14 protein-coding genes are annotated in these 16,488 nt (G+C 71.4%); 6 read left to right on the top strand and 8 right to left on the bottom strand.

What is annotated here, in order from left to right; all coding sequences use genetic code 11:
• From JIX56_RS43990 to JIX56_RS43970, 5 genes are read right to left on the bottom strand one after another with little or no spacing between them, the layout of a single operon-like run.
• On the bottom strand, positions 1-312 hold the full coding sequence (locus tag JIX56_RS43990; protein WP_257549551.1) for an L-rhamnose mutarotase: 312 nt from the start codon (positions 310-312) through the stop codon (positions 1-3).
• Entirely contained in the window at positions 309-1,307 is a 999-nt protein-coding gene (locus tag JIX56_RS43985; RefSeq protein ID WP_257549549.1) for an aldo/keto reductase, read from the bottom strand. The genes JIX56_RS43990 and JIX56_RS43985 overlap by 4 nt, the downstream gene beginning before the upstream one ends.
• Entirely contained in the window at positions 1,304-2,074 is a 771-nt protein-coding gene (locus JIX56_RS43980) for an SDR family NAD(P)-dependent oxidoreductase (RefSeq protein ID WP_257549548.1), read from the bottom strand. Before JIX56_RS43980 ends, JIX56_RS43985 begins: the two co-directional genes overlap by 4 nt.
• Complete coding sequence (locus tag JIX56_RS43975) at positions 2,071-3,408, bottom strand: L-fuconate dehydratase (protein ID WP_257549546.1); 1,338 nt, start codon at positions 3,406-3,408, stop codon at positions 2,071-2,073. Before JIX56_RS43975 ends, JIX56_RS43980 begins: the two co-directional genes overlap by 4 nt.
• Positions 3,409-3,419: 11 nt before the next feature.
• Positions 3,420-4,472, bottom strand: a complete 1,053-nt coding sequence (locus JIX56_RS43970) for a fumarylacetoacetate hydrolase family protein (RefSeq protein ID WP_257549544.1) — start codon at positions 4,470-4,472, stop codon at positions 3,420-3,422.
• A gap of 410 nt (positions 4,473-4,882) precedes the next feature.
• Between JIX56_RS43970 and JIX56_RS43965 the strand changes: the two genes are divergently transcribed.
• The 4 genes from JIX56_RS43965 to JIX56_RS43950 all read left to right on the top strand — a co-directional run bounded on the left by JIX56_RS43965 (position 4,883) and on the right by JIX56_RS43950 (position 9,450).
• A complete protein-coding gene (locus JIX56_RS43965) occupies positions 4,883-5,929 on the top strand; it encodes a sugar ABC transporter substrate-binding protein (protein ID WP_257551464.1) in 1,047 nt (348 codons plus the stop codon).
• A gap of 91 nt (positions 5,930-6,020) precedes the next feature.
• Positions 6,021-7,652 (top strand): sugar ABC transporter ATP-binding protein, encoded by a 1,632-nt coding sequence (locus tag JIX56_RS43960; RefSeq protein WP_257549542.1) that lies wholly within the window; start codon positions 6,021-6,023, stop codon positions 7,650-7,652.
• A gap of 2 nt (positions 7,653-7,654) precedes the next feature.
• On the top strand, positions 7,655-8,695 hold the full coding sequence (locus JIX56_RS43955) for an ABC transporter permease (protein ID WP_257549540.1): 1,041 nt from the start codon (positions 7,655-7,657) through the stop codon (positions 8,693-8,695).
• A gap of 47 nt (positions 8,696-8,742) precedes the next feature.
• Positions 8,743-9,450 carry a FadR/GntR family transcriptional regulator gene (locus JIX56_RS43950; RefSeq protein WP_257549538.1) on the top strand — a complete coding sequence of 236 codons (708 nt, stop codon included), beginning with the start codon at positions 8,743-8,745 and terminating at the stop codon, positions 9,448-9,450.
• 76 nt (positions 9,451-9,526) lie between these two features.
• On the opposite strand, the gene JIX56_RS43945 is transcribed toward JIX56_RS43950, so the two are convergent.
• A complete protein-coding gene (locus JIX56_RS43945; RefSeq protein WP_443031992.1) occupies positions 9,527-10,867 on the bottom strand; it encodes a phytase in 1,341 nt (446 codons plus the stop codon).
• 133 nt (positions 10,868-11,000) lie between these two features.
• Positions 11,001-12,257 carry a DUF418 domain-containing protein gene (locus JIX56_RS43940; protein ID WP_257549534.1) on the bottom strand — a complete coding sequence of 419 codons (1,257 nt, stop codon included), beginning with the start codon at positions 12,255-12,257 and terminating at the stop codon, positions 11,001-11,003.
• A gap of 189 nt (positions 12,258-12,446) precedes the next feature.
• Here JIX56_RS43940 and JIX56_RS43935 point away from each other — a divergent pair, with 189 nt between their 5' ends.
• Positions 12,447-13,124 carry a response regulator gene (locus JIX56_RS43935; protein WP_257551463.1) on the top strand — a complete coding sequence of 226 codons (678 nt, stop codon included), beginning with the start codon at positions 12,447-12,449 and terminating at the stop codon, positions 13,122-13,124.
• On the top strand, positions 13,121-14,242 hold the full coding sequence (locus JIX56_RS43930) for a sensor histidine kinase (protein ID WP_257549533.1): 1,122 nt from the start codon (positions 13,121-13,123) through the stop codon (positions 14,240-14,242). The genes JIX56_RS43935 and JIX56_RS43930 overlap by 4 nt, the downstream gene beginning before the upstream one ends.
• An 85-nt stretch (positions 14,243-14,327) precedes the next feature.
• Here the strand turns inward: JIX56_RS43930 and JIX56_RS48225 are convergent, their stop codons facing one another.
• Entirely contained in the window at positions 14,328-16,487 is a 2,160-nt protein-coding gene (locus JIX56_RS48225; RefSeq protein WP_443031991.1) for a 2-oxo acid dehydrogenase subunit E2, read from the bottom strand.
• Position 16,488: the final 1 nt, after the last annotated feature.

Genomic DNA, 16,488 nt, shown 5'->3' with positions numbered 1-16,488 from the left:
TCACAGTTCCCACACCGCGGGCAGTCCGGCGTCGGAGCCCTCCGCCGAGTAGTCGTGGACGACGTCGAGGAGGTCGGCCATGCGGGCCTGCCAGGCGATGTTGACCGGCAGTTTCTCCAGTTCGGCGATCATCGCCGCGTAGTCCTCGACCTCCAGCAGATGGAAGAGGTCGGTGCCGCTGCGCCAGATCGTCCACTCGCTCACCCCGGCGGCGCGGATGGCGGTGGTCAGTTCCTCGGGGACCTCGCGATGGGCCGCCTCGTACTCCTCGATGCGGTCGGCGCGGACCTTGGTGTGCAGGGCGATCCTCACGACGGCTCCTTTTCTTCGAGAGGCACGGGGGCTTCAGGGGCCAGCAGGCCCTCCGCGCCCAGGTCGTCCCAGAGGGCGGCCGGTACGGGGCGGCGGAACTGCTCCACGGTGTCGCGGACCTCGCCGGGGGAACGTGCGCCGCTGAGGACGCTCGCGACGGCCGGATGGCCGAGCGGGAAGCGGAGGGCGGCGGCGCGCAGGGGCACACCGTGGCGTTCGGTGACCGCCTTCAGGCGCAGGGCCTGGTCGAGTACGGGTTCCGGGACGGGCGCGTAGTTGTAGGTGGCGCCCGGCTTCGGGTCGGTGAGCAGGCCGGAGTTGAAGACGCCGCCGATGAGGACGCTCCGGCCGCGGGTGGCGGCCTCGGGGAGCAGTTCGGCGAGGCCTTCCTGTTCCAGGAGGGTGTAGCGGCCGGCGAGCAGGACGACGTCGATGTCGGTCTCGCGCAGGAAGCGGGCCGGGAGCGCGGACTGGTTCATGCCGACGCCGATCGCCCCGACGACGCCTTCGCCGCGCAGCCGTTCGAGTGCCGGATAGGCCTCGTCGAGGGCCTGCTCGGCGTGGTCGTCGGGGTCGTGGAGGAGGACGATGTCCACCCGGTCCAGCCCGAGACGGTCCAGGCTGGCTTCGAGGGAGCGGCGGACGCCGTCGGCGCTGAAGTCCCAGACGCGGCGCAGGGTCGCCGGGACGGCGAAGCCATGGGCGAGGTCGTCGCCGCCTCCGTCGTCGGGCACGAGCAGGCGCCCGACCTTGGTGGAGACGGTGTACGTGTCCCGGGGGCGGTCGCGCAGGGCGGCGCCCAGGCGGCGTTCGGACAGGCCGAGGCCGTAGTGGGGTGCCGTGTCGAAGGTGCGGATCCCGGCGTCCCAGGCGGCGTCGATCGCGGCGGCGGCCTCCTCGTCGGGCACCGGGCGGTAGAGGTTGCCGATGCACGCGGCGCCGTACGACAGTTCGGTGACGCGGACATCGGTGCGGCCGAGGATCCTGGTCCTCATGAGCCCGCCGGGCGGAGCCGGAGCCCCTGCATACCGCCGTCGACGGCGAGGGCGGTGCCGGTGACGGAGGCCGCGGCGGGGCTCGCCAGATAGACGATGGCGGCCGCGACCTCGTCCGCGGTGACCAGGCGGCCCATGGGCTGGCGGGCGTTGAGGGCGGCCCGCTCCGCCTCGGGATCGTCGGCGGCGTCGAGGAGCCGGCCCACCCACGGGGTGTCGGCGGTGCCGGGGTTGACGCAGTTGACGCGGACGCCCTCGCGGACGTGGTCGGCGGCCATCGCCAGGGTCAGCGAGAGGACCGCGCCCTTGCTGGCGGAGTACAGGGCGCGCTGCGGCAGGCCGGCGGTGGCGGCGATGGAGCAGGTGTTGACGATCGCCGCGGTGCCCTGACGGGCAGTGGCCGCGTCGCGCAGATGGGGCAGGGCCGCCCGGCTGGTGCGCACCATGCCGAGGACGTTGACGTCGAGGACCCGCTGCCACTGGAGGTCGGGGTTGTCCTCGACGGTGCCCTGCGCGCCGATGCCCGCGTTGTTGACAAGGATGTCCAGGCCGCCGAACCGCTCGACGGCCTCCGCGACGGCGGCCCGTACGGAGGCGTCGTCGGTGACGTCGGCCTTGAGGCCGAGCAGCGGGGCCGACGCCCCGGAGGGGTCGAGGTCGAGGACGGCCACCGCTGCGCCGCGTGCGGCCAGCAGCCGGGCGGTGGCCAGCCCGATTCCGGACGCGCCACCCGTGACGATCGCGCGGAGACCTGTCAGATCCGTCATGCGACTTCCTCCTGTCCAGCGAGGTCGGCGGCCCAGAACGTGCCGTCCGGGTAACGGTATTCGGCGAGGGACCCGGGGTGCATGGTGGCGGAGAAACCCGGGGTCAGGGGGGCGACGTAGTGGCCCTCGCGCATCACCACGGGGGCGGTGAAGTGCTCGTGGAGGTGGTCGACGTACTCGATGACCCGGTCGTCGGTGGTGCCGGAGAGGGCCAGGTAGTCGAACATCGACAGGTGCTGGACCAGTTCGCACAGGCCCACGCCACCGGCGTGCGGGCACACCGGGACGCCGAACTTCGCGGCGAGCAGCAGGATCGCGAGGTTCTCGTTGACTCCGCCGACGCGGGCCGCGTCGATCTGGAGGACGTCGATGGCCTCGGCCTGGAGGAGCTGCTTGAAGACGATGCGGTTCTGGACGTGTTCGCCGGTGGCGACCTTCACCGGCGCGACGCCCCGGCGGACGGCGGCGTGGCCGAGGATGTCGTCGGGGCTGGTGGGTTCCTCGATCCAGTACGGGTCGAAGTCGGCGAGGGCCTGGGTCCACTCGATCGCCTCGCCGATGTTCCAGCGCTGGTTGGCGTCGATGGCGATGCGTACACCGTCGCCGACGGCGGCGCGGGCGGTGCGCATACGGCGGAGGTCGTCGTCGAGGTCGGCGCCGACCTTGAGCTTGATCTGGGTGAAGCCGTCGGCGACGGCCTGCTTGGCCAGCCGGGTGAGTTTCTCGTCGGAGTAGCCGAGCCAGCCCGGTGAGGTGGTGTAGCCGGGGTAGCCGCGCTCCAGCAGGGTCGCCTCGCGCTCCGCGAGACCGGTGCGGCCCTCGCGCAGCAGTTGGAGGGCGTCCTCGGGGGTGAGGGCGTCGGCGATGTAGCGGAAGTCGACCTGGGAGACCAGCCACTCGGGTTCGGCGTGGGCGAGGAGGCGCCACAGGGGCTGCCCGGCGCGCTTGGCGGCCAGGTCCCACACGGCGTTGACGACCGCGCCGATGGCCATGTGCATCACGCCCTTCTCGGGGCCGAGCCAGCGCAGCTGGCTGTCCCCGATCAGGTCGCGGTTGACCGAGCCGGGGTCGGCGCACAGCTCCTGAACCGAGCGGCCCAGGAGGTGGGGCCGCAGGGCGCCGATGGCGGCGACCTGGACATCGTTGCCGCGGCCGATGGTGAAGGTGAAGCCATGGCCTTCGAGGCCGTCGTCGGCGTCGGTGCGCAGCACGACGTAGGCGGCGGAGTAGTCGGGGTCCGGGTTCATCGCGTCCGAGCCGTCCAGCTCCCGCGAGGTGGGGAAGCGGATGTCATAGGTGTCGACCGCGGTGATCCGGGCGGGGGTTGCAGTCAAGGGGGTGCCTTTCACGCTTGGCCGAAGATCTGGCGCTGGCTCCCGAGTCCGTCGATCTCTAGCTCGACGGTGTCACCGGGGCGGAGGTAGGGGGTGCCGGGCAGGCCGAGGGCCACGCCCGCGGGCGTACCGGTGTTGATCACGTCACCGGGCTCCAGAACCATGTACTGGCTGAGGTACGCCACGATCCGGTGGACCGGGAAGATCATGTCGCGGGTGTGCCCGTGCTGGCGTTTGACGCCGTTGACGCTCAGCCGCAGACCGAGGTCCTGCGGGTCGCCGGCCTCGTCGGCGGTGACGAGCCACGGGCCGATGGGGTTGAAGGTCTCGCAGGACTTGCCGAGGTCCCACTGCGAGGAGTACTCCAGCTGGAACTCGCGCTCGGAGACGTCATGGCTGACCGCGTATCCCGCGATCACCTCGGCCGCCTCCTCGGGGCCCTCCAGATAGCGGGCCCGTCGTCCGATGACGACGCCCAGCTCGACCTCCCAGTCGGTCTTGACCGAGCCGCGGGGGATCAGCACCTCGTCGTACGGGCCGACGACGGTGCCCGGGTCCTTCATGAAGACCACGGGGCGGGGCGGGATCGCGGCGCCGGTCTCGGCGGCGTGGTCGCGGTAGTTCAGCCCGACGCAGATGACTTTCCCGGGGCGGGCGACGGGGGCGCCGATCCGCAGGCCGTCGGGGTCTAGTGCCCCGGCAGGCAACGTTTGCCCATTGAGGAGCGGCGTCCGGTGCGTGCTCTCGGCGTGCCGGCCGGAAGTCCTCGTACTGGATGTACTTGGGCTTTCGGCCGGTGCGGCGGTGGGGGCCCCTCCCGTTCGAGCGAAGCCGAGAATGGGGGAGCGTGCCGGGCGTCGTGACGGGGCGAACGTTGCCTGTCGGGGCACTAGCTCGGACAGTCCGCCCGCCTCGACCGCCGCGCGGGCCCGGTCGACTCCGCCGGAGGCGAGGAAGGCGCCGTCGATGTCGGAGGCCACGGGGGACAGGTCCAGCAGCCGGCCGTCGTCGGTCAGGACGGCGGGCCGCTCCTCTCCCGGGACGCCGACGCGTAGCAGTTTCACTGGGGCAGCTCCCTTGCCATGAGGGTCGTTTATTCATCGGAGGAATGGCGCACCGTGACTTTAAGGGCAGTTCGGCGGGCTGACAACGCATTCCTCGGATGTATTTGTCGAGCAGGGAGTAACCGGCAGCTCACGGGTCCGGCATGTACGAAATGAGCAGTGATGCGCGTCACCCTCATCCGAAGATCGTGTGCGCAATTGGTGCGGAGCGACCCCTTGTCAACTCCGGCAATGCCGTCGTAACGTCCTCGACGTCCGAGATACATCGGAGGAATTGCACCACTGAGCCGTGGGCCGTTCAAACTCCGCTACTCGTTCACCGGTTGAACCCCCTGTCCCTCCCCTCCGACGGTCCACGCATGCCTGTCCCGGAGGGCGGCCTCCCCGTCCTGGCTAAGGAGAACCCGGCCATGAAGCTCGCTCGCACCCGCTCCACCGCCGCAGCGGCCTGCGCCGTCGCGGCCCTCACCCTCCTCACCGCGTGCAACCGTGACAGCTCCGGGTCCGCCGGCTCGGCCGGTGACCAGCCCGCCATCGGGATCGACCTGCCGCGCTCCGACTCGGACTTCTGGAACTCCTACGCCGAGTACCTGAAGAAGGACGTCAAGTCCGAGGACATCAACGCGCTGCCGCTCAGCAACTCGCAGAACGACATCACCAAGCTCGTCGCCAACGTCCAGGTGTTCCAGAACACGGGCGCCAAGGCCGTCGTCATGGCCCCGCAGGACACCGGTGCCATCGCCTCCACCCTCGACACCCTCGCGTCGAAGAAGATCCCCGTGGTCAGCGTCGACACCCGGCCCGACAAGGGTGACGTCTACATGGTCGTGCGCGCCGACAACCGGGCGTACGGCACCAAGGCCTGCGAGTTCCTCGGCGAGCAGCTGGGCGGCAAGGGCAAGGTCGCCGAGCTGCAGGGCGCCCTGGACTCGATCAACGGGCGGGACCGCTCCGAGGCCTTCGCCCAGTGCATGAAGGAGAAGTTCCCGGACATCAAGGTGTTCGAGCTGCCCACCGACTGGAAGGGCGACGTGGCCTCCGCCAAGCTGCAGAGCCTGCTCGCCCAGCACCCCGACCTGAACGGCATCTACATGCAGGCCGGTGGTGTCTTCCTGCAGCCGACCCTGTCGCTCCTCGAGCAGAAGGGCCTGCTCAAGCCCGCCGGGGAGAAGGGCCACATCTCGATCATCTCCAACGACGGCATCCCGCAGGAGTTCGACGCCATCCGCAAGGGCCAGATCGACGCGACGGTCTCCCAGCCCGCCGACCTCTACGCCAAGTACGCGCTGTACTACGCGCAGGCCGCCGCCGAGGGCAAGACGTTCAAGCCGGGCAAGACCGACCACGACTCCACGATCATCGAGATCCCCAACGGCCTGGAGGACCAGCTGCCGGCGCCGCTGGTGACCAAGGACAACGTGGACGACAAGACCCTCTGGGGCAACAACGTCGGCTAGCCGCGAACCGGCCGACGACAGGGAGGAGGGACGCGGCCCGTCCCTCCTCCCGCACCCCCTCGCAACCACCCCACGAAGGACGGTATCCACCATGGCGGACACCGCGACCGCCCCGGCGGGCGGCGGCGGGAACCCGGCCGCCGGGAGCCCCGCCCCGGTGGCCGAGGCCACCGGCATCAGCAAGAGGTTCGGCGCCACCGTCGCGCTGCGCGACGCCCGTATCACCATCGCTCCGGGCGAGGCGCACGCGCTGGTCGGCCGCAACGGCGCCGGCAAGTCGACGCTGGTGTCCATCCTGACCGGACTGCAGCACGCCGACACCGGCACCCTGCGCTTCAACGGCGAACCGGCGCCCGTGGTCGGGGACATCGACGCCTGGCGCTCCAAGGTCGCCTGCGTCTACCAGAAGTCCACGATCATCCAGGACCTGACCGTCGCCGAGAACCTCTTCCTGAACCGGCAGAGCGACGGTCCGATGCGGCTCATCCGCTGGAAGCAACTGCGCGGACGGGCCGAGGAGTTGCTCGCCGAGTACGGCGTGGACGTGGACGCCGGCGCGCGGGCGAGGGACCTCACCGTCGAGCAGCGGCAGTTCGTCGAGATCGCGCGGGCGCTGTCGTTCGGCGCGCGCTTCATCATCCTGGACGAGCCGACCGCGAAGCTCGACGCCCGCGGCATCAACCGGCTCTTCGACAAGCTCCGCGACCTCCGGCGGCAGGGCGTCGCCTTCCTCTTCATCTCGCACCACCTCCAAGAGGTGTACGACCTCTGCACCACCGTCACGGTCTACCGCGACGCGGCACACATCCTGACCGCGCCCGTGGCCGAACTCGGCCACCAGGCGCTGGTGGAGGCCATGACCGGGGAGACCACCGTCACGGCGGCGGCGACCGTCGAGAACCGCCCCCCGGTACGGGCCGACTCCCCCGAACTCCTGACGGTCGAGGGCCTCACGCTGCCCGGCGCCTGCCAGGACCTGTCGCTGTCGGTGCGCGCGGGCGAGGTGGTCGGGCTGGCCGGCGCGACGGCCAGCGGCAATGTGCGGGTCGGCGAGGCCATCGCCGGACTGCACCGCCCCGAGGAGGGCACGGTCTCGGTCCGCGGGCGGCAGGTGCGCGGCGGCAGTGTGCCGTCGGCGCTCGCCGTCGGGGTCGGGCTCGTCCCGGAGGACCGTCATCTGCAGGGGCTGGTGAACAACCGCAGCGTGGCGGAGAACGCGACGCTCACCGTCACCGACCAACTGGGCCCGTACGGCACCGTGTTGCCCGCCCGGACCAGGACCTTCGCCCAGCGCATGATCCGGGACCTCGACATCAAGACGCCGGGCGGGTCCACCCCCGTGTCGGCCCTCTCGGGCGGCAACCAGCAGAAGGTCGTCGTCGCCCGGGCCCTGGCCACCGATCCGCATGTGCTGGTGGCGATCCGGCCCACCAACGGGGTGGACGTCAAGTCCAAGGAGTTCCTGCTGCGCCGTATCCGCCAGATCGCGGACGGCGGGAAGGCCGCGCTGATCGTCTCCGACGAACTGGACGACCTGAAGGTCTGCGACCGGCTCGTGGTCATGTTCCACGGGCGGGTCGTCGCCGAGTTCGACCGCGGCTGGAAGGACGAGCACGTGGTCGCCGCCATGGAGGGTGTGGCCGACCGGGCCGAAACATCGGGCACCGCCTCCGACACCGCCGCCGACACCACGTCGGGCACCACCGAAGAGCACGGAAGGTAGTCATGTCCGCCACCACTGATGTCACCGACCCCGCCACGAGCGTGGCGCGGGAGACCGCCGGAGACACCCGCCGCGGGCTCGACCTCGGTCGCTTCCGTGAGCTGTCCCTGGTCCCGGCGATCCTCGTCCTCGGCCTGATCGGCTTCATCGTCTCGCCGGCCTTCCTGACCGCCGACAACCTCATCGGTGTGGCCCAGCAGTCCACCGAGCTGAGCCTGCTGGTGCTGGCCACCGCGCTGATCCTGATCTGCGGACGGATGGACCTGTCCCTGGAGTCCACGATCGGTGTGGCGCCCGTCATCGCCGTATGGCTGGTCCTGCCGACCAGCGGCGCCCGGTTCACGGGGCTAGGGCTGCTGCCCGAGTGGACGGCCGTGCCGCTCTGTCTGCTGGTGGGCGTGGTGATCGGGGCCGTCAACGGGTTCCTGATCCTGAAGCTGCGTCTCAACGGCTTCATCGTCACCCTCGGCATGCTGACCATGCTGCGCGGCCTCCAGGTCGCGCTCTCCGAGGGCCAGTCCATCGTGGAAATGCCGTCCTCCTTCACCTACCTGGGCAAGGCGTCCTGGCTGGGTGTCCCGGCCGCGATCTGGATCTGCGTGGTGCTGTTCGTCATCGGCGGCAGCGCGCTGGCCTGGCTGCGGCACGGGCGGGCGCTGTACGCGATCGGCGGCAACGCGGAGGCGGCCCGCACGGCCGGTATCCGGGTGGACCGGATCGTGTGGGCGGTGCTGATCCTCGGCAGTGTGCTGGCCGCGTTCGCCGGCATCCTCTACAGCGGGCACTACGGGTCGATCTCCGCGACCCAGGGCAGCGGCTGGATCTTCCAGGTCTTCGCCGCGACCGTCATCGGCGGCGTGAGCCTCAACGGCGGCAAGGGCTCGATCTTCGGGGCGCTCACCGGTGTGCTGACGCTCCAGCTCGTCGTGAACGTCATGACGCTGGCGGGTGTGCCGCCGCTGTGGAACCAGTTCCTCAACGGCGCGATCATCATCGTCGCGCTGATCATCTCCCGCTTCGCCTCGGGCGAGAAGCAGGAGTAGCCCCGGTACGGCGACAAGCGGCGGTAACCGGTACAGGGAGGCACCTCGTGGCACTGACGGACGAGGCGATGGACAAGATCAAGGCGATGATCGTGGCCGGCGAACTGGCGCCGGGCTCCCGCCTTCCGAAGGAGGAGGTCCTCGCCGCGCAGCTCGGTCTGTCCCGCAGTTCGCTGCGGGAGGCCGTGCGGGCGCTGACCGCGATGCGGATCCTGGTCACGCGGCAGGGCGACGGCACATACGTGTCCAGTCTGGAGCCCCATCTCCTGCTGGAGTCGCTCTCCTTCGCCTCGGACGTCTCCCAGGGGCAGACGGCCCTGCAACTGCTCCAGGTACGGCGGCTGCTGGAACCCCAGGCGACCGGGGTGGCCGCCGCGCTGCTCACGGCGGACGACCTCGACGAACTGGCCGCCGTCCTGGAGCGGTCGCGGGCCGCCGCGACGGTCGAGGAGTTCGTCGGCCACGACATCGCCTTCCATCTGCGGATCGTGGAGGCGGTCGGCAACCCGGTGCTGTCGATGCTGCTGCGGGTGCTCTCCACCCGCACCCAGCGGGCCCGCATCGTCCGGGCCACCCGCACGGAGCGGTCCGTGGAGCACGCCCACCGGGAGCACGAGGAGATCCTCCGCGCCCTGAGGGCCCGCGACGCCGCACTGGCGGTCTCCGCCGCGACGGTCCATGTCGCCGCCGTGGAGCAGTGGCTGGCGGCCGACCTCGTCGAGGAGAGGGACCCCCTCTGCGTGATCGAGGGCTGAGCACGGGCGGAAGAGGTCCGTCACGGCCGCCGGGCGGGCTGCCCCGGTGGCCGTGACGGATCGTCGGACGCGGACGCTACATGTCGGTGGCGTCCACCAGCTTGCCCAGGTCGACGAACTTGAAGCCGGTGCCCGTGCGGGTGCCGCCCTCGCCGTCGGGGACCTCGGGGGTCTCGTGGCCGTCCTGGACGACGAGGAGGCCGCGCGGATAGCGGCTGCCCAGCGGGGCGTTGAGGACGGCGGCGCCGTCGCACTCCTCCACGCTGTCGAGCGTCTGGGAGGCGGCGCCGATCCTGAAACCGCCCTCGTACTCGTTGGCCTCGCTCACCTCGCGGTCGTACAGGGCGAAGGTGTTGTCACCCTGGCTGGAGGCGAGCAGGTAGCCGTCCCCGTCGCTCTCCTGGTAGATGGTCAGGCCCTCGACATCGGCCGACAGGCGCTTCCCGCCGTAGCCGGGGTCGGCGCCCGGCGTGCACTCCTCGGTCTCCTCGTCGTACGTCCCGGGGACGCCGTACTCCTTGGTCCTGTCGACCAGGACCGGCTTGCCGGTGAGGTCGGCGGGCAGGCGCCAGATGCCGATGTCCTCCTGGCCGGCGTAGAGGGTTCCGGTGGCCGGGTCGACGACCATGCCCTCGATCTGCGGGAGTTCGCCGGGTTCGCCGCAGGGGCTCCAGGTCGTGCCGTCGGGCAGGCGGAAGGAGGCGGGCAGGTCGAGGGTGCGGACGTTGCGGTAGCCGACCTTGCCGTTCGCCGCCGGGACGAGTTCGAGCAGGGCGAGACGGGTGCGCTCGCGCCGGCTGACCAGGGCGTAGGTGCGGCCGGTGGCCTTGTCCGTCCAGGTGGCGAGGCCGTACGCGGTGTGCTGGTCGTTGATCTCTGCCTGGTCGGCGGAGAACACGGGGGCGGCGGCCGGGTCGGTGATGTCGGTCAGGGGGCCGTTCGGGGCGGAGGGGTCGATGCGGTAGATCCGCAGCCGGTCGTTGCCCCGGTCGCTGACCACCGCCACGTCGGCCCGGCCGGCGGAGGTGCGCAGGCCGGTGACGAGGTCGACGTTGTTGTAGCGGCCGGGGGCGTCGTCCTCCGTCGGCGGCTTCGGCGCGGACACCGACTGCACGAGGCGGGCGTCGAGGTCGTAGACGCGCAGGCCGCCCTCCTTGGCGGTGGCCACGACGAGGCTGCGGCCGGGGTCGGCGGGGTTCCGCCAGATCGCCGGGTCGTCGGCGTCGGAGTTGCCGCCGGCCTCGTCGTCGAAGAGCGCGGCCGACTCGCTCGTCGCGGTCACCGTCGCAAGGCCGGAGGTGCCCGCTCCCGCGGGCGCCGCCGCGAGGAAGGTGGTCAACGCGGTGCCGGAGGCCAGGAGGGCGACTCTTCTTTTGGCGCGGGACGTTCTCACAGGCGTTCGCTTCCTTACCGTCATGAATGCGTCGATGATCGGTGACATGCAGATGGTGCGGAGAGAAGCTTGCGCGTAGGCGGACGTGATCTGTCCATGCCGTCATGGTGAATCGGCGGTCGTTCGGCTGAAGTTCGTCCGGATGTGCCGTGAGGCGTCACCTGATGAAGCGGGCCGGTCGGGTGCTGACGTGCAGCAGGTACTCCAGCGGTCCACGCCGGAACCATCGGGTCCAGGCGGTGGCGAGCACCATCGCGGTCAGGCTGAAGACGAGGAGGTCGACGAGAGCCGGACCGTGCTCGTCCTCCATGCCGAACTGCCGGATGGCGAGGATGTGGAGGACGTACGCGGTGAGGGCCGTCATACCGACGGCGCGGACGGGGATGGCGAGGCGCCGGACACGCGGCAGTCGGTCCGTGGCGGTGACGCACAGCGCCACGACGAGGAGCGCCGCACCGGTGTTGCCGAGGATGGAGAAGGTCGTCTGGCTGTGCGGCGCGCCCACCAGGAGCCAGGCCGCCGGGGTGTCGTCGACGAGGTAACCGACCGTGTCGGACCACCAGGCCGAGGCGGCCGAATCGCCGTCCGTGGCGGCGGCGACGGTGGATTGCGCATGCGGGACGAGGCGCAGTGCCAGCCAGGATCCGCCGTAGCCGAGCACGGCCAACGCGCCTCCGGTGACGGCCAGTTGGGTGCGAACCGCACTTCGGGTGAGGTCGAGGCGGGCCACCGCCATGCCGGCGAGCATGAACGACATCCAGGTGAGCACGGGGTACTCGCCCGTGAACAGCAGTTCCATGAAGCCGTCCGTGCCGCTGACCCGGGCCAGCGGGTCCCAGGCGACGACCGTGTCCGCCCAGCTTCCCTCCTCGACCAACAGACGGATCCCGTACAGGACTTGGGGCATGGCGAGTGCGCAGACGGCGGCGACTGTCGCGAGCGTCCGGGCCCGCAGCCGGTACAGCGGGAGGACGGCGAGGAAGGTCAGCCCGTAGAAAGCGAGGATCACGTCGACCTCGGTGTCGAGGGCGGTCAGGGCGAAGCCCAGGACGATCAGGACGACGGAACGGATGACCATCCGGCCCACCGCCTGCCGTCCGGCACGCCCGGTGCGCGGCTGCGGGCGGCCGGTGATCAGCACGAGGGTGAAGCCGGCGAGCAGCGCGAACAGCGCGGAGGAACGCCCCCGAGCCAGCTCCATGACGAAACCCAGCGGCCCGCCGACCGCCGGGTCCGGGCCGACGTGGGCGGCGTACATGCCGAAGACCGCGAGACCCCGGGCCAGATCGAGGCCCACCAGCCGCCCGGTCGACGGCCCTCGGGGGACTGCGGCGGTGCGCCCCGCTTCGGTGGTGGTGGCGACGGTGGTGGTGCCCGACTTGGACGACAGGTCCGATGACGTGTCTGGTGTCATGCACTTCACCGTCGGGGGCGCCACGGGTGTGTGCCCATCCGGCGGATGGCTGAAGATGCCCCGCCGACCAGCCGGAGTCACCCCCGCCAGGTGACCGGAAAACGGGAGGAAAGGAACCCGGAGGCGGCCCCGGACGTCGTAGGGATCCAGAACAAGTCCAGTGGTGGTCCGACGGCGAGCGGGGCACGGGTGATCCGGGTACTGGTGGTCGACGACGAAGCCCTGATCCGTACGGGCTTCGAGCACATCCTCAACTCGGCGGACGACATCGACGTCGTGGCGGCTGTCCCCGGCGGCCGGGCGGTCCACGCGGTGCGGGAGCTGCGTCCCGAGGTCGTCCTGCTGGACATCCGTATGCCGGATGTGGACGGGCTCACGGTCCTCGCGGAACTCCGCAGACTGCCGCGCCCTCCTGTGGTGGCCATGCTCACCACCTTCGACATGGACGAGTACGTGGCGGCCGCCCTGCGGTCGGGGGCCGCCGGTTTCCTCCTCAAGGACACCGATCCGGAGCAACTTCCGTATCTGGTACGGACGTTGGTGGCCGGCGGGGTCGTACTGTCGTCCCGGGTGACCCGTACCGTCGTGGACGGCTATCTCGACAACGGCCCCCGGGAGGCCGCCGCCCGGCTCGTCGACCGGCTCACCGAGCGCGAGCGTGCCGTTCTCGTCCTCATCACCGAGGGGCTGTCCAACACCGACATCGGTGACCGGATGCATCTGAGCACCGGGACGGTCAAGGACCATGTGAGCGCCCTCCTGACCAAGCTGGAGGTCGGCAGCCGTGTGCAGGCGGCCCTGCTGGCCGAGCGTGCGGGCCTGTTGAGGCCGTCGCGCTGCCCCGGCCGGGACGGGGAGGGCGGATGAGGTCCCCCGGCCGTACCCCGCACGCGCCGATGACGGCCGCCGCGCTGGTGACGGCCTCCCTGGTGGACGCGTGGATCCATGACACGGGCGCCCATCACCCCCGGGAACTGGCCTCCGCCCTGCTCGCGGCCCTCGCGCTCGTCCTACGCCACAGGCTCCCGCTGCCGACCTTCCTGCTCACCCTGCCGACCGCCCTGTTCACCGACGCGGTGTTCGCCACGCTGGTGGCGCTGTACACCCTCGCCTCGCGCACCCATCACCGCATTCTGCTGGCCGTCTGCGCGCTGGGGTTCACGGTCTGCGACCTCACCTGGTGGTCGTGGCCGTCACCGGAGTTCGCCGACCTGGACGACCGGCAGGCCCTGATCCCTCTCTCCTACAGCCTGGCGCAGGCGACCGCGCCCCTCTTTCTCGGGCAGCTCGTCCAGGCCCGCCGGGAACTGTCCCTGCGTCTGGTCGAGGTGTCCGAGGCGCGTGAACACGAGCGGCTGCTGGTCGCGCAGAGCGTGCTGGCGAAGGAACGCGCCCAGCTCGCCCGGGAGATGCACGACGCCGTCTCCCACCAGGTCAGTCTGATCGCCGTCCGCGCCGGGGCACTCCAGGTCGGCAGCCGGGACCGGGAGGCGAAGGAGGCCGCGTCCACGATACGGCTGCTCAGCGTGCAGACCCTGGACGAACTGCGGCACATGGTCGGCGTACTGCGCGCCTCCGGCAGCCGTCCCACCGAGCTGACGCCGCAGCCCTCCCTCGCCGACCTCGACCGGCTGGTCACCGGCAGCGGCATCGAGACCGACCTGCGGACGGACCTGCCCGCCGATCTCCCACCGCCCGTGCAGCGCGCCGTCTACCGCACGGTCCAGGAAGCCCTGACCAACATCCGCAAGCACGCTCCCGGCGCCACGGCCACCATCCACATCCGCCACCGGGACGGCACCGTCCGCGCGACCGTCACCAACACCGCGCCCAGCCGCCCGGCCCTCTCCCTGCCGGGCGCCCATCACGGCCTGATCGGCCTGCGCCAGCGAGCCGAACTCCTCGGCGGAACGGTGACGTCCGGGCGCCTGGGGGACGGAGGCTACGAACTGCGTCTGGAACTGCCGGTGGACGGCTCACACTGACCCGCCCCAGGGCTGGTCGGCGCCACGGGCCACGGGCCGCGACGCGCCCCGCCCCCAGCACCGCCGCGGTCGGTGACCGCTCACGTCACCGGCCCTGCTCCGGGCCTCGGAACGCGGTGAAGCCGTCGATGACATGGCGGAGGAAGCCCGCCGCGGTGCCGCCGTCGCAGACGCGGTGGTCGAAGGTCAGGGACACGTGGAGAACCTTGCGTACTTCCACCCGGCCTTCCACCGCCCAGGGGCGGTCGACGAGGCGGCCGATGCCGAGCATCGCGGACTGGGGATGGTTGAGGATCGGGGTGGCGCCGTCGACGCCCAGGGGACCGTAGTTGTTGAGGGTGAAGGTGCCGCCGGTGAGGTGCGCGGCGGGGACCGCGTCATGCCGCGCCAGGTCGGTCAGACGGCGCAGTTCGGCGGCCAGCTCGTCGAGCGGCAACCGGTCGGCGTCCCGTACGACGGGGACGACCAGCCCGTGGGTGGTCTGGGCGGCGAAGCCGAGGTGCACCCGTGACAGCCGGACGGTCTCCGAACGCTCGGCGTCCACCCGGGCGTTCAGTTCGGGGAAGGCGCCGAGCCCGGCGACACAGGCCCTGGCCAGCAGCGGGAGCAGGCCCGTGCCGAGGGCGTCGCGGGCCGCGAGCAGGCCGGTGGCGTCGGCGTCCGCCCAGATGGTGACGGCGGGTATGTCCCGGTGGGCCCGCAGGAACTTCGCGGCGGCTGCGTCCAAAGCGGCGCGCATTCCGGGCTGTTGAGGGCCTGCGGGCTGTTCCGCAGTCAGTACGAGGCTGCCCCGCGCCCCGCCTGTCCCGTACCCGGTGAGGACCGCCCCCGAGTCGTCGGCGCCCGCGTCCTCGGCGCCCGCGGCGTTGTCGGCGCCCGCGTCCTCCGGCTCCGGTGTCGGCTCGGCCACCGACAGCAGCGGTGCGCCGACCTCTATGGTCTCTCCGGCGCGGCAGTGCAGGGCGGTCACCGTTCCGGCGAAGGGGCTCGGCAGGGTGACGACGGACTTGGCCGTCTCGACCTCGGCCACGGTCTGGTCGACGGTGACGTGGTCGCCCACGGCCACCATCCACTCCAGTACCTCCGCCTCGGCCAACCCCTCACCGAGGTCGGGCAGTTCAAAGGTCCGTACGGTCCCACGCTCGGTGTCCGCAGCGGCGGCGCGGGCCCGCACCGGACGCCGTACGCCCGTTCCGTCACCCGGCAGCAGACGGCGCAGCCCTGCCAACGCCCGCTCGGTGCCGGGCAGATGGGCCCTCTCCAACAGGGGCGGCGGATAGGGGATGTCGAGGCCCGTGACGCGCAGCACCGGCGCGCGCAGTGCGTCGAAGCAGCGCTCCTGTACGCGTGCCGCGATCTCGGCGCCGACGCCGGCGAACCCCTGGGCCTCGTGCACCACCAGGCAGCGGCCGGTGCGCCGTACCGACGCCGTGAGCGCGTGGTCGTCGAGTGGGACGAGGGTGCGCAGGTCGAGCACCTCCACGTCCAGGCCCTCGGCCGCCGCCTCCCGCGCCGCCGCCAGGGCCACGGCGACCGACGGGCCGTAGGCGACGAGCGTGGCGTCCGTTCCCGGGCGGCGTACCGCCGCCGTGCCGAACGGCTCGGTGCGCAGCGGGAGACGGACGTCCTCCTTGGTCCAGTAGTGGCGCTTGGGTTCCAGGAAGACCACCGGGTCCGGGTCGTCGATGGCCTCCCGCAGGAGGGAGTACGCGTCCGCCACGGTCGCGGGGGTCACCACCTTCAGGCCCGCCGTGTGCGCGTAGTACGCCTCGCTGGAGTCGCTGTGATGCTCCACGCCGCCGATCCCGCCGCCGTACGGGATGCGGATGACCATGGGCAGGGCCAGGGCGCCTCGGGTGCGGTTGCGGAGCTTGGCCACGTGGGAGGCGATCTGTTCGAACGCCGGATAGGCGAACGCGTCGAACTGCATCTCCACCACCGGCCGGAACCCGGCCATCGCCATACCGACCGCGAGGCCCGCGATGCCCGCCTCGGCCACCGGCGTGTCGAAGCAGCGGCGTTCGCCGAACGTGTCCGAGAGTCCTTCCGTGATCCGGAAGACGCCGCCGAGCCGGCCGACGTCCTCGCCGAAGACGACGACGCGTTCGTCCGCGTCGAGCGCGTCCCGCAGGGCGGTGTTCAGAGCCTTCGCCATCGTGGTGGCCGTCGTGGCGGCAGCACCGGCGGTGCCGGTCGTGGGAGCCGTCGTCGCGGCGGCCCCGTTCCGCTCAGCCGTCTCGGTCATC

It is taken from the genome of Streptomyces sp. CA-210063 (assembly GCF_024612015.1).
Lineage (GTDB): Bacteria > Actinomycetota > Actinomycetes > Streptomycetales > Streptomycetaceae > Streptomyces.
The sequence above is the reverse complement of the archived record's forward strand: the minus strand, read 5'-3'. Positions and strand labels throughout refer to the sequence as shown.